General features: G+C 65.6%; 12 protein-coding genes. 5 read left to right on the top strand and 7 right to left on the bottom strand.

Going from position 1 to position 13,571, the window contains the following annotated elements; all coding sequences use genetic code 11:
• Window positions 1-311 precede the first annotated feature (311 nt).
• From ATO6_RS18935 to ATO6_RS18925, 3 genes are all read left to right on the top strand, one after another.
• Complete coding sequence (locus tag ATO6_RS18935; protein ID WP_088625597.1) at window positions 312-518, top strand: hypothetical protein; 207 nt, start codon at window positions 312-314, stop codon at window positions 516-518.
• 1 nt (window position 519) lies between these two features.
• Window positions 520-1,947: an amidase gene (locus ATO6_RS18930; protein WP_088625596.1), complete on the top strand. Its 1,428-nt coding sequence runs from the start codon at window positions 520-522 to the stop codon at window positions 1,945-1,947.
• A gap of 80 nt (window positions 1,948-2,027) precedes the next feature.
• Window positions 2,028-3,008 carry a DMT family transporter gene (locus ATO6_RS18925; RefSeq protein WP_088625595.1) on the top strand — a complete coding sequence of 327 codons (981 nt, stop codon included), beginning with the start codon at window positions 2,028-2,030 and terminating at the stop codon, window positions 3,006-3,008.
• A gap of 25 nt (window positions 3,009-3,033) precedes the next feature.
• Here ATO6_RS18925 and ATO6_RS18920 read toward each other — a convergent pair whose 3' ends face one another.
• Window positions 3,034-4,479, bottom strand: coding sequence for an amidase (locus tag ATO6_RS18920; protein ID WP_088625594.1), 1,446 nt, complete (start codon window positions 4,477-4,479; stop codon window positions 3,034-3,036).
• Complete coding sequence (locus ATO6_RS18915; protein ID WP_088625593.1) at window positions 4,476-4,682, bottom strand: hypothetical protein; 207 nt, start codon at window positions 4,680-4,682, stop codon at window positions 4,476-4,478. Before ATO6_RS18915 ends, ATO6_RS18920 begins: the two co-directional genes overlap by 4 nt.
• A 467-nt stretch (window positions 4,683-5,149) precedes the next feature.
• On the opposite strand from ATO6_RS18915, the gene ATO6_RS18910 reads away from it, so the two are divergent.
• A complete protein-coding gene (locus ATO6_RS18910) occupies window positions 5,150-6,082 on the top strand; it encodes a LysR family transcriptional regulator (protein ID WP_088625592.1) in 933 nt (310 codons plus the stop codon).
• 3 nt (window positions 6,083-6,085) lie between these two features.
• Here ATO6_RS18910 and ATO6_RS18905 read toward each other — a convergent pair whose 3' ends face one another.
• From ATO6_RS18905 to ATO6_RS18885, 5 genes are all read right to left on the bottom strand, one after another.
• Window positions 6,086-6,994 carry an N-carbamoyl-D-amino-acid hydrolase gene (locus tag ATO6_RS18905; RefSeq protein ID WP_088625591.1) on the bottom strand — a complete coding sequence of 303 codons (909 nt, stop codon included), beginning with the start codon at window positions 6,992-6,994 and terminating at the stop codon, window positions 6,086-6,088.
• Window positions 6,995-6,998: 4 nt separating this feature from the next.
• The gene (locus ATO6_RS18900) at window positions 6,999-8,255 is read right to left on the bottom strand and encodes a diaminopropionate ammonia-lyase (RefSeq protein ID WP_088625590.1); all 1,257 of its coding nucleotides are present in this window, start codon (window positions 8,253-8,255) and stop codon (window positions 6,999-7,001) included.
• Between the two features lie 191 nt (window positions 8,256-8,446).
• The gene (locus tag ATO6_RS18895; RefSeq protein WP_088625589.1) at window positions 8,447-9,751 is read right to left on the bottom strand and encodes a glycosyltransferase family 4 protein; all 1,305 of its coding nucleotides are present in this window, start codon (window positions 9,749-9,751) and stop codon (window positions 8,447-8,449) included.
• On the bottom strand, window positions 9,748-10,665 hold the full coding sequence (locus ATO6_RS18890; protein ID WP_141102042.1) for a glycosyltransferase family 2 protein: 918 nt from the start codon (window positions 10,663-10,665) through the stop codon (window positions 9,748-9,750). Before ATO6_RS18890 ends, ATO6_RS18895 begins: the two co-directional genes overlap by 4 nt.
• Window positions 10,666-10,677: 12 nt before the next feature.
• Window positions 10,678-11,352: a sugar transferase gene (locus ATO6_RS18885; protein WP_141102041.1), complete on the bottom strand. Its 675-nt coding sequence runs from the start codon at window positions 11,350-11,352 to the stop codon at window positions 10,678-10,680.
• A 283-nt stretch (window positions 11,353-11,635) separates the two neighbouring features.
• Between ATO6_RS18885 and ATO6_RS18880 the strand changes: the two genes are divergently transcribed.
• A complete protein-coding gene (locus ATO6_RS18880) occupies window positions 11,636-13,126 on the top strand; it encodes an oligosaccharide flippase family protein (RefSeq protein WP_176441004.1) in 1,491 nt (496 codons plus the stop codon).
• The last annotated feature ends 445 nt before the right edge of the window (window positions 13,127-13,571 follow it).

Raw genomic sequence — 13,571 nt, 5'->3', positions numbered from 1 at the left:
GCTGCGTATCGGGACCGAAAACTGTCAAGGAACAATGCCTACCGACACCACCACCTTGGATACAAAATGTTGCAGTGCAGAATTTATAGGCACAGCACCCCACCTCACCCCGATGACGCCAATCATCTTTTTTATTATTTATTTTCAGCTATTTAATCCGAGATTACTGAGCCAAGTTGTCAATTTTGACTAACGTGTGCGAGTTAGGGAATACCGCGACTTCTCTCAGATTGTATTCTTTCGTCCACATGCTAAGGCTGAACGGGCGGGCGCCCCTACCGCTCCGCTCGACACAGGGAGAGCCATACAGAATGACTTCCACGACCAATCTGACAGACGAATACATTGCCGCCGCAGCCCGCGCCGGCCTGACGGTTCCCGAAGACCGCCTCGACGGGATCGTACGCCTTTACAGCGAGTTGCGCTCGATGTCTTCGCTGCTGCGCAGCATGAATCTGACCGCCGCCGACGAACCGGCCAATATTTATACTTTCGACCCGATTCTGAGGAGCGAGTGAGATGACGGAACTGAGTCCCAAACCCATTTCGAAGCCGCTGTTCGAACTGTCGATCGCCGAGGCCGGACAGATGATTCGCTCGGGCGAGGTCACTTCGAAGGACCTGACCGAGGACGCGCTGTCGCGGATCGAATCGCTCGATGGACAGCTGGACAGCTTCATCACCGTCACCGGTGACCGCGCCCGCGCCGACGCCGAAAAGGCGGATGCCGATTTCGCCGCCGGGATCGACAAGGGCCCGATGCAGGGCATCCCCTACGCGCTCAAGGACATCTACATGACCTCGGGCATCCTCTCGACCTGCCACTCCAAGCTGCTGGTCGACAACGTGCCGGATCACGACAGCGTCGTCGGCACCAAGCTGGCCGAGGCGGGCGGCGTCCTGCTGGGCAAGACCGCCACCCATGAGTTCGCCTATGGCGGCCCCTCCTTCGACCTGCCCTTCCCCCCGGCCCGCAACCCGTGGAACCGCGACTGCATGCCCGGCGGCTCCTCCTCCGGCTCAGGCGCGGCCGTCGCGGCGGGTCTGTGCCGCATGGCCATGGGGTCGGACACCGGCGGCTCGATCCGCGGCCCGGCGTCCTACTGCGGCACCGCCGGTCACAAGCCGACCTATGGCCTCGTGTCGCGGCGCGGTGTGTTCCCGCTATCCTTCACGCTCGACCATGCCGGCCCCCTCGCCTGGACCGTGGGCGACTGCGCGGCGACGATGCAGGTGATCCAGGGCTTCGATCCGCTCGACCCGGCCTCGGCCAATGTGCCCGAGATCGACTTCCTCAGCGGCCTCGGTGACGGTGTCGAAGGGATGAAGTTCGCCGTCCCGCGCGACTTCTTCGACGGCAAGCCCGGCATGGACCCGGAAATGCTGGCCGCCTTCGATGCGTCCATCGAAAAGCTCAAGGCCCTCGGCGCGACGGTCGATGTCGTCAAGCTGCCGGATTTCGAACTGTTCAACGCGACGGGCCGGATCATCCTGACGGCAGAAGCCTTCGGCATCCACGAGAAGGACCTGATCGAGCGTCCGCTGGATTTCGGCCAGTACGCGATGATGCGGATGTATGCCGGCGCCGGCCTGACCGCGATGGACCTCGTGCAGGCGCTGCGCGCGCGGCGCGTGCTGTCCAAGGCGGTGAACAAGTCCGTTCTGGGCAGCTACGACGCGATCATCACCGCACTCGCCTTCACCACCGCCCCGCGCTTTGACGAGATGAGCCGGGACGAACCGCCCAGCTACACCCTGCAGTCGATGCCGTTCAACGTGACCGGCAACCCGGCGCTGGCGATGCCGACCGGCCTGTCCTCGGACGGCCTGCCGCTGTCGCTGCAGATCGTCGGGCGTCCGTTCGAGGATGCGAAGGTGCTGCAGATCGGCGAGGCCCTGGAAAAGGCCACCGGCCTGATCGCGACCCGCCCGCCGCTGGCGGCCTGATCCGGCACCCCCGGACCGGATCGAAAGACACCTGCGGCGGCCCGGCCGGGCCGCCGTCATTCTCCCCTGACTGAATTGAAATGAACGACCTTCCCGACATTCCGCCGTCGCCGCCCCTGAGCCTCAGGGACAAGCTGGACAAGACCCGCCGCCGCCTGAACGACTGGTGGGACCTGTGCCCCCCGAACCTGCGCGGCTCGCTGCTGCTGATCTCGGCCTTCTGCGCCTTCGGGATCATGGTCACCGCGATCAAGGCGCTCGGCTCGTCGATCCCCCTGCCCCAGTTGCTGGTGATACGGCAGGTCATCATGACCTGCCTGCTGCTGCCGCTGTTCCTGCCCGACATCGGCGGCGCGCTTAGGACCAACCACCTGTCGCTGCAGATGCTGCGGGGCCTGTGTTCGCTGGGGTCGATGCTGTTCGGCTTCACCGCGATCCAGCACATCCCGCTGGCCGACGCGACCGCCATCGGTTTTGGCCAGATCCTGTTCGTCACCGTGCTGGCGGTGTTTATCCTCAAGGAAAAGGTCGGCCTGCATCGCTGGGCCGCGACCGCCGTCGGGTTCATGGGAATCCTGATCATGGTGCGGCCGGGCCAGGAGGGCTTCGACCCCTACGCCATCTACGCCGTCATTGGCGCAGTCTTTTCCAGCGGCATCGCGATCACCGTTCGGATCCTCTCGCAGAAGGAGCGGACGGCGACGATCCTGCTCTATCAGGCCATCGTGCTGTTCGCCGCGCTGATCGTGCCGACGGTCCTGCACTGGGTATGGCCGACCCCGCAGGAATGGCTTTTGCTGCTTGTGGTCGGCGTGTCGGGCACGGCGGGCCAGTTCTTCATGACCCGTGGCTACCAGGTCGGCGAGGCGACGGCGCTGGCCCCGCTCGATTTCGTCCGGCTGATCATCAACACGATCCTCGGGATCATCATCTTTTCCGAACTGCCGGACGAGGCGACGCTGGCCGGGGCCGTGCTGGTGGTGGGATCGACGATCTACACCGTGCGCCGGAACGGAAAAAAGGGGCGGAAGGTTCCTCCGCCCCAGCCGCCGGGGTCCTGAGACCCCGGCCCTCTCGTCACTGATCTCAGATCATCTGCGCGACCGGCGACTTCTGCATGTGCCAGTCGGTGTCCAGCTGGAACGCATCCGCCACCTTGAGCACCTTGGCTTCGGCAAACGGACGCCCGGCGATCTGGAAGCCGATCGGCATTCCGTTGTCGTCGAAGCCGCTGTTCACCGACACCGCCGGCAGGCCGAGGTAGTTCATCGGCCGGGTGTTGATCGACACGTTCATGAAGGTCTCGATCGCGTCGTCGCCGCCCGTCTCCATGCTCGCCGCCGCCAGCGTCGGGGTCCGCCAGCGCAGGGTCGGCGAGGCCAGCACGTCGCACTTGCCGAACACCTCGGCCGCGAAGGTCTTGAGGATGCCGCCACGCCGCGCCAGCGCTTCGAGGTACTGGACCGCCGGGATGGCATAGCCCGCATACATACGTCCGCTCAGGTGGACGGCGTAGTCCTCGGGCCGCTCGCGCATCCACTGGGCGTGGATGGTGGAGCCTTCGCAGCGGCTGACGATCCCGCCGTAGGTGGTGATCGCCGCCATCTCTGGCAGCGTGACCGAGACGATCTCAGCCCCGCGCGCCTTGAGCACCTCGAGCGCAGCGGCGAAGGCATCCGCGATCTCGGGCGAGGCATCCTCGAGGAAGTAGTTCTCGGGCACGCCGATCTTCAGCCCCCGGATGTCCCCGGTCAGCGCGGCTTCGTAATCCGGCACCGGCTCGGCGGACGAGGTCGGGTCCATCGGGTCCTTGCCCGCGATCACCGTCATGATCCGCGCACAGTCGCGGGCGGTGCGGGCCAGCGGGCCGACGTTGTCGCAGGAGAAGGACAGCGGCATCACGCCATACCGCGACACGCGGGTCTGCGTCGGCTTGATCCCGGTCACGCCGCAGATCGCGGCGGGCAGACGGATCGACCCGCCGGTGTCGGAGCCGAGCGCCGCCGTCACGCAATGCGCACCGACAGCCGCGCCCGAGCCGGAGGACGAACCGCCGGTGCAGTATTCATAGCCCCAGGGGTTGTGGCAGTCGCCGTAATGGACGTTGTGCCCGGTCGGGTTCTGCGCGAACTCGGCCATGTTCAGACCGCCCAGCGTCAGCGACCCGGCGCCGTGCAGGCGGTCCATCACCGTCGCCGAATAGTCCGGACGGAAGTCCTTGCGGATCTTCGACCCGCAGGTCGTCAGCTTGCCGGCCTGGTAGTACATGTCCTTGTGGGCCAGCGGCACGCCATGCAGCGGACCGAGCTCGGCGCCGGACTTCTGCAGCGCATCAAGCTCCGCCGCCTTTTCCAGCGCGGCCTCGCGTTCCAGCCAGATCACCGAATTGATCTTGTCCTCGCGCAGCTCGAAGGCCGCCAGCGCGGCTTCGGTCAGTTCGACGGAGGTCACGTTGCCCTTGGCGACCTCGTCGGCGGCCTCGGTCATGGACAGATCGCAAAGGGTCGCGAATTTGGATGCCTGGACGTTCATGCCGCCACCTCCTTGGTGGCCTGCAGCGCGGCCTCGAAACTGGAGGGTTCTTCCTCGAACTTCATCTTGCCGCGTTCGGCGGTAAAGCCCGCGATGGTGCCTTCCATCTGGCCGGCCAGCAGCACGGCCGGACGGTTGGGCGGCATGACCGACGACCAGTCGGCCGCCGTCTGTTGCACGAGTTTGGATATCGTTTCGCTCATATGCGTGGTCCCTGTCTGTGAGTTGACATCGCGGCGGGCACAAACGACGGCAGGGAGGATGCCGGTCACTTTGGGACGTGACGATCCGGCCGCCCTGTTCTTAGGCAGACAGGGAGGAGGCAGAATCCGCAGGATCGCCGCATTGTATACTGGAGCAGTGTCCCGACTATAATCGACGACCGCCTTCGGTTAAGAGAAAATCAACCAAATCAGCAGTAAATGTTCGACTTACTTTAGTCGCGAAACGCAACTCGTGTTCCCGCTTGGATCCAAAGCGGGAAAACTGCCCCGGATACAGTGCAGCGCTGCATTACGCACATTTATTGAGCAAAACAGCATATCGCCGGTATGTGAAGGCCACCCGACCTTGCGTCGCCGGGCGCAGTCCACACTCTGGCCCCGAACGCCCGGACAGGGATGTCTCGCCGCACCTCCGCGGCGGACCGGGCCAACGACCAGTCGCAAACATGGAACTCAAGCTACTCGAAGATTTCCTGTGTCTCGCGGATCAGCTCAGCTTTTCGCGGGCCGCCGAAATGCGTCACGTGACGCAATCCACCTTCTCCAAACGCATCCGTTCGCTGGAACACTGGTTCGGTGCCGACCTCGTCGACCGCTCCAGCCACCCGGTGACGCTGACCCCCGAAGGGGCGGCCGCAATCGCGCCATCGCGCGAGATCGTTCAGATGATGCACGGCCTGCGCGAAGGGATCAGCAAGTTCCCCAAGCAGCCCGCCAATGCGGTGTCCTTCGCCGCCCTGCACACGCTGCTGGTCACCTTCATGCCCGCTTGGCGCAAGTCGATCGAGGCCCAGATGGGTAAGATCAACCTCGGGCCGATGTACCAGAACACCGAATATGCCAGCACGCTCAGGATGCTCAGGAACGGCGATGTCGACTTCCTGCTGACCTATTCGCACCATGCCGTCGCGATGAACCTGCCCGAGGACAAGTTCGAGAGCATCACGCTGGCGCAGGAACGGATCATTCCCGCCTCGGCCCCGGATGCCAACGGGCGCCCGCTGCATGCGATCCGGCCGGATTCCGTGCTGAACTACATCTCCTACGGCAGTTCGTCCTTCTTCGCTTCGGCGGTCGCCGCCCTGCTGGCCGAACGGCCCCTGGCGCTGAACGTCATGGCGTCGAACGCGATGAGCGTCGGCCTCAGGTCTCAGGTGCTGGTCGGCACCGGGCTGGCGTGGCTGCCGGAAAGCCTGATCCGTCAGGATCTGGCCGACGGGCGGCTGGTGCTGGGCGGCGACGAGGAGTGGGAGTTCACCGTCGACGTCAAGCTGGTGCGCGGCTGCAACCGCCGCCCGACCCCCGATCTGCTGTGGGAGGTCGCGCGACGGCTGGTGCCCCAGACACAGCCCTGTCTGGGGGCCGAGGTCCTGATCTGAGCCCTACTTGGGTTTTGTGATCAGGTGATAGTCCTGCGGTTCGCGGTGCAGGGCAAAGTTGAACACGTTCGCCCGGATCTCGGCGCAGCGGTCCAGATCGACCTCGGCGGTGATGACCTCGTCCCCCACCGTGGCGGCGCGGGCCAGCACCTCGCCCGTGGGGGCGACGATGATGCTGCCGCCAATCAGGTCGCAGCCCTCCTCGTGACCCGCCTTGGCGACCGCGACGGCCCAGAGGCCGTTCTGGTAACACCCCGCGGTGATCGACAGCTCGTTGTGGAAATACTGCAGGTGATCGTGTTCCGGCGCGGGCGGATAGTGGAACGGCGTGTTGTAGCCCAGTACGACCAGTTCCGCGCCGCCGAGGCCCAGCATCCGCCATGTCTCGGGCCAGCGCCGGTCGTTGCAGATGCACATGCCCATCTTGCCGCCGAAGGCGTCGAACACGGGAAAGCCCAGATCGCCCTTTTCGAAATAGCGCTTCTCCAGATGCTGGAAGGCCCGCCACGTCTCGTTCTCGCGGTGCCCCGGCAGGTGGATCTTGCGGTACTTGCCCGCGATTTCGCCCGTCTCCGTCACCACGATGGCAGTGTTGAAGTGCCGCCCCTCGGGGGTCAGTTCGGCAAAACCGAGGTGAAAGCCGATCCCGAGGTCGCGCGCCAGATCGAACAGGGGCTGGACGTCAGGGTTGGGCATCGCGGTTTCGAACCAGCGGTCGATCTCGGCGGCGTCTTCCGTGTACCAGCGCGGGAAGAAGGTGGTCAGCGCCAGTTCGGGGAACACCACCAGCGCCGCGCCGCGACGGTGCGCCTCACGCATCAGCGCGCACATGCGCGACACCGCCGAGCTGCGGGGTTCGTCCCGCGCGATCGGTCCAAGCTGCGCCCCTGCAACGACGAATTTCCGGGACATCGGGTTACTCCTGACTGCTGACATTCTGGCCGCCCCGCACGTCGGCGGCGGTGCGCCCGACAAGACGGGCGTAAAGTTCGGGATCCGTGTCGCCCTCCGTGCCGAACAGCAGCACGCGCGAGGCGGCATCGAGGCCCAGCAGGTCCCGCGCCTCGGGGTCACGCATCACGGCCTGTAGCGCGGCGAGCCCCGCAACGGCGGACTCGCCCGCGACGATGGCCGGATCGCCGCCCGCCGGCGACGCCAGCCGCCGCATCACATCCACCGCGGCCTCGTCCGTCACGGCGACCACCGCGTCGGCGTGGTCCTTCAGGATCTCCCATGCCAGCGCCGAGACCTCGCCGCAGGCCAGCCCGGCCATCAGCGTGTCTAGATCACCCGTTACGGGCGTGGGCGTACCCGCCCGGACCGAGACCATCACGCAGGCCGACCGGTCCGGATCGCACAGCACGATGACAGGCCGTTCCGCCCCCCACCGACGCTTGGCCAGCGCGGTGACCGCCGCCGCCATGCCGCCGACCCCGGTCTGCAGAAAGATATGCGTCGGCGGGGTCTCCAGCACATCAAAGGCTTCGCCCGCCATGATCTCGTAGCCCTGCATGACGTCGCGCGGCACCTCCATGTAGCCGGGATAGGAGGTGTCCGAGACGACGAACCATCCCTCACGCGTCGCCGTGTCCTGCGCCGCGCGGACGCTGTCGTCGTAATTGCCCGCGCACCGGCGCACTTCGGCGCCATAGGCCGCGATGGCATCGCGCCGGGCGTCCGACACGGTCGCGTGGATGAAGATCACGCAGCGACAGCCGAAGGTCCGGGCGCCCCATGCCACCGAGCGACCGTGGTTGCCGTCCGTCGCACAGCAGACGGTGATCCCCGCGACCAGTTCCGCATGGGTGCGCGCCGTGACCTCCGCCATCGGAACCTCCCGCCCCAGACGGCGCGACAGCTCTGCGCACAACAGCCGCGCGACCGCATAGGCCCCGCCGAGCGCCTTGAAACTGCCCAGCCCGAACCGCCCGCCTTCGTCCTTGTAGTCCAGCGCGGCGATCCCGAGTTTGGATGCCAGCGCGGGCAGGTTCACTAAAGGGGTCTGCTCGTAGCCGGGCCAGGCCGACACCGTGGCCAGTGCGGCAGCATGAGCGGTGTCGTTCAGGACGGCGTCCTGCGCCGGCGTCCACGCCGCATCCGGTCGCGCGGCGGGGTTGAGGCACAACGTGAACGCCTCGGGCATGCCCCGGTGCCGGGTGAATTCGGTCGTCATTCAAGTCCTCGGTCTGCGCCCCGTCTGGGCGGCGCACCGGGTCCGGCACGCCGGGGCGATCAGGCGACGGGGAGACCGGGAAATGCAACCCGATGCGGGCCTCCGCATCAGGTCCGCGATGCCGATGCATCAATAATCGGCGCAGGCCAACCGGACTGCGGCATCGGCACGCGCAAAGCGCCCCGAAGCGGTCAGATGGAGAACTCCGCCACGGGCGCATCCGCCCTGACGATGGCCGGGCGGGCGGCGCGATACAGCCCGACGAGGCTGTCCGTCCAGCCCGCATGGGTCTGGGAAATCGCCGCCGCGCCGGTAAAGCCCCGAAGGCTGATCTCGCGCACATCGTCATCCGGCATAGCGGCCATCGCGCGCAGGACGACGGACAGCGCCTCGGGCGTGCGGACATCGGCCTTGAAGCCCAGCCCCAGCTCCTCTATCTCTCGCGCGAGCAGTGCCGCGTCCGAGATCAGCACCGGCAGACCGCTGCGCGATCCTTCGGCGGCAACGAGCCCGAAAGGCTCGGGAAAACGCGACGGCATCACCAGCGCGCGGACGTCCTTCAACCGCTCGCCGATCGCCTCGGGCGCCAGCCAGCCGGTGAATTTCACCTCGGGGAATTCGCGTGCCAGATCAGCACGTTCTGCGCCGTCGCCGATCACCTTCAGCGGCACATTGGCCAGCCGCGCCGCCTGGCACAGGGTCCGGACGCCCTTGCCCGCATCCACCCGGCCGATGAAGCCGAACGTCCGGTTGTTCTCGGCCTCGATCCGGGTGTCGGAAAACGGCTCGGCCGGATTGCGCACCACGTTCATTAGCCGTTCGGGAACGCCGCCGCGCGACAGGGGCTCCGCCATGTCGGGATGCAATGTGATGACCCCGGCCCAGGGCAACGAGGTGTCAAAGGCCTGGTGCAGCGCCCGCTGCCGCATCCCGCGCCAGAGCTTGTGATGGTAGGCGCGCTTGTCGCAATTGGTCACCAGGCAGGCCGCGGACATCGGGACACGGTGACAGATCTCTTCGCGCGGAAAGTCGTAATAGACGCCGTTCGGACAGGCGAGGAAGACGTCATGGGCGTGGACGTAGGTCCGCTCCGCCACCGGCTTCAGCGCGTCGAAGACCGAGGGTGACAGGATGCCCGCCCAGCCATGCAGGTGATAGATCGTGTCCGGCGTATCATGGGCCGTGATGTCCCGCGCCAGCCTGTCCCTGATCGCTTTGTTGTAGATGCCGTCGCGCATGGCCGAGGCGCGGCTCTGGTCCAGCAACCGCCTGCCGCCACAGCTGACCAGCGTGATGCCCTGCGCCTCGAGCGCGCCATCGTCGCCTTCGTCCCCGCAGATATAGGTGACCTGATGCCCCTGCTCGCGCAGCAGCCGCGCCGACAGGAGGGCAAGCGCCGCCGTGCCGCCGTCGGCTTGGGACGAGTCGTTCAGGATCACGATGCGCAGTCGGTCTTCGGCCCGTTTCGGGGTCCGGGTGGCACGAACTTGGGTCATAGGTCCAGTATCCTGTCCGGGCGGATCCGCCCGGTCACGAGGTCGCGGAGGGCACGCAGATTGCCCCGAAGGCGCCCGCGCCGGTCGACCCATGGTTCGGGGCGGACCGACTTGGCGAGATTGGCCAGCATGTTCCGGCCCATGATGTTGAACGCACGCGACCTGCTCATGCTGCCTTTGCCGACGAGGTAGAGCGGGTTGGCGATCTGCGAATATCCCAGCCTGACACCGCGGCTGCGGCCGGTCTTGGTCCCCAGATGCACGCCGCGCATCGCGTCCGAACGCACCACGCGACCATAACGTGCCAGACGCCGGGACAGGTCGATATCCTCCAGCCAGCCATAGCGCGGCAGGGCGGTGTCGAAGCGCAGGCCATGGTCCAGCGCGGTGGCGGCGCGCACGGCCATGTTGCAGCCATAGCCGTTGTAGACCGCAGAGACCTGCGGCACGTCCGGCGCACCCGCATCGGCCTCAAGCAGGCGAAGGCCCTGCGCGTGGTCGAACCCCGGTCCGCCGATGCCGTCCGCGATCACGTGGCCGGTCGCGACCACCACGTCGGGGGCGGTATCGAACAGGCTGCGGCAGGCGGAGACAAAGCCGTCAGCCAGCAGGTAATCGTCGTCGATGAACAGCAGGACCACATCGCGATCCGCGTCGCGGAACAGGGCATTGCGCTGAACACAGGCCCCAAGCTCCGATCGCAGCACTTCGAACGGGAACGGCAGGTCCGGCAGGTCCGCAAGGTCCAGGTCCCCCGAACTGCCGATCGCGACACAGACCCGGTCGGGCCGGTCGCGCAGACCGGCAAGGTGGATCAGCGTCTGCCGCACGATGGCCGGGCGACCGGTCGTGGCGATGCCGATCACCACCGGGGTGGCCACCTTGTCGAACTGCATGGGGTCCTGGTGCCGCATCACTCCGCCCCCCTAGATCGCGCCATCGCGCGTGAGCACCACGCGCACGGTCTTGACCACGATCGACATGTCCCGCCAGAACCCTGCGTTTCCGACATACTCGACGTCCATCGCAACCCGCTGGTCGTAGGTCGTGTTGCTGCGGCCGCTGACCTGCCACGCCCCGGTCAGACCGGGCCGGACGGACAGGTAGACCCCGGCGAACTGGCCGTAATAGCTCAGTTCATCGGGCACCACCGGGCGCGGTCCGACGATCGACATGTCGCCGCGCAGCACGTTCCAGAACTGCGGCAGTTCGTCGAGGCTGGTGTTGCGCAGGATTCGCCCGATCGCGTTGATCCTCGGATCGTTGCGCAGCTTGCGCGTGGCCAGCCATTCGGCCTTCAGCTCCGGGTCCTTGCTGAGCGCGGCTTCCAACGCGGCGTCGGCCTTCTTGATCATGGTGCGGAACTTCCAGCACCTGAACCGTCGGCCGTTCTGACCTATCCGCGCCTGCGAATAGAAGATCGGCCGGCCGTCGGCGATAAGGATCACAACCGCGATCACGATCAGCAGCGGGAACAGGAGCGTCAGCGCCATGAGGGCGAACGCCTTGTCGAACACGAGCTTCGAGACCGAGGTCCGCACCGGGCGGACGCCGTGTCGCGCAATGACGTCAGCGTCATTTGAAAAGATGTCGTATGCCAAGCACTGTCAAGGCGCTGTCCGCGCCCTGCCCCACCCTTCTGTGCCGAATCATACCCACCACAAACTTAACGCATTGTGGCAAAAGTGTTATTTTCGTTCTTGGAAGCAGTCCGTTCCCATTTTGGAAACGACACCCCCTCTGACCGCGGGTTCTGCGATATCGCGTCAACACTCTGTTTCCAGAATCCAGAACAGTGACACATTTCCGCCATGATCGCGCCATCGTGACGACCGAACTGGCCCATAAACCGCCATGAGAAGGACGTTACTTTTCGGCGAATCCATGACCACGCACGCTGCCATCGACACCAACACGCCACAGGGCGGCCGCAAGGCGCTCGGTGACGGCGCATTTGCCGTCATGGACCGCGTGGTGTCCCAGGGCGCGCAGTTCGCCATCTTCATCGTGGCCGCACGCGTGCTCGGGCCCGCGGATTTCGGAGCCTTCGCACTGGTCTCGGCCTTTGCCATGGTCATGCTGCGCGCGGCAGAGGTCGGCTGGGCGCCCTTCATCATGGCATGGGGCGGCGACGACCTCGTCCCCCGGCAGGTCCAGTTCATCGCGATCCTCAGCGGCCTCGCCTTCGGCGCCATCGGACTGGCCGCGACGGGCGGCGTCTCACTGCTGGGCGGATCGGACCAGACGGTCAGCCTGATGGCGCTGTTCTCGGGCTGGATCGTGCTGGCCAACCTGTCGTCCGCCCGGAACGGGCTGATGGTGTGGCGCCATCGGATCAAGACCTCGGCCCTGTGCGAAATCGCGGGCGAACTGGTCGGACTCGCCGTGACGCTCGCGCTGCTATTGGACGGCCACGGCGTGCTTTCGCTGGTCTGGGGACGCCTCGCCATGAGCCTCACGCATCTCGGCATCAGCTTCGCGGCGATCGGGATGCGTCCCGCCGTCGGGCTGGACCGGGCGCTGATCGGCGACCTGCTGCGGTTCTCCGGTCAGATCTTCGTCAGCCGGATGCTCCTGACACTGCGCATGCACATCGGAACCTTCATCATCGGCGGCTATCTCGGGCCGGTCGCTGTCGGCTACTACCGCGCGGCGGACCGGCTGGTCGCGGCCGCCTACGAAATCATCTCGGTCCCCGGTCAGATCCTGGCTTGGGCCCATTTCCGCACCGCGCGCGATGGCGGACCGGCCAGTGAAAGCGCGGCACGCATCGGCCGTCAGGTCCGCCGCCACGTCAAGGTGATGATGGTCGCCGGCGCACCGGTGCTGCTGTGGCTGATGGTCGAAAGCAACAACATCATCCACGGATTGCTGAGCGAGGACTGGCTTCCCGCCGCCCCACTGGTGACGATCCTTGCCCTTGTGCCGCTGATCTCACTGCCCGGAATCGTGATCGAACCGCTGATGTCGATTGTCGGCGAGACGCGCCGCCTGCCCGCCTTCACCGCCGGGATCTTTGCCGGAGCACTGGTGCCGACGTTTGTTGCCGCGCATTTCGGCCTGTACCCGATCGCTATCGCACAGGTGATCTCGGCCATCGCGATAACGACCGCGACGCTGTGGATGTTCGAACGTTTCGCAGGTGTTCGCCGAAAGGGATTGCTGCGCGCGCTCCGGTCGACGGTGGCTCCCCTGGCCTTCGGGCTCGGCACCCTGTTGCTGTGCGCAAGGATCCTGCCGGCATCGGGCCTTCCGCCTCTGGCATCCGCGTTGCTTTCGGCCTTTTTCGCGGTGCCGGTATATGTTCTGGCCACGGCGATCTTCGACCGCCCGTTCTGGGGCGAACTTCGGTCCTTCCTCCGCACCGGCCGATAGACGGCCGGACCTCCCGATCGACACCGGGACAGGGTCGCGCCGATTTCGCGCGGCCTTTTTGCGTTCTGAGCCCAACAGGATTCGCGCCGCCCCCAACCTCGGACTCTTGACCAAGATGCTGCCGGTCGAGGCGCACCAGGATCGCACCCACATGCCCCCGAACCGGACGGTGCCAAAACGGTCAATCCGACGTCGCAATTTTGCCCCGGACAGACCCTAAAAATTGCGAATCAGAGAGCAGGAATCCAGCGCCAAACAACGTTAAAAAACAGCCCGCACCGCACCCAAAAAACAATCCCCGAGGCGTTAGGCCGTTGTATCAAAAGAGGCCACATTACTCGCCCTTAGATTGAGTTAACCAAAAATAAATTGTCACGCACAATACGCGATTTTTCAATAACTTACGAGGCAGATTTAATGCATAACATAAACTTGAACCCCATCC

This window comes from Oceanicola sp. 22II-s10i (assembly GCF_002210105.1).
Lineage (GTDB): Bacteria > Pseudomonadota > Alphaproteobacteria > Rhodobacterales > Rhodobacteraceae > Pseudooceanicola.
Note: the sequence above shows the minus strand (reverse complement) of the source record. Positions and strands in the feature narration are given on the sequence as shown.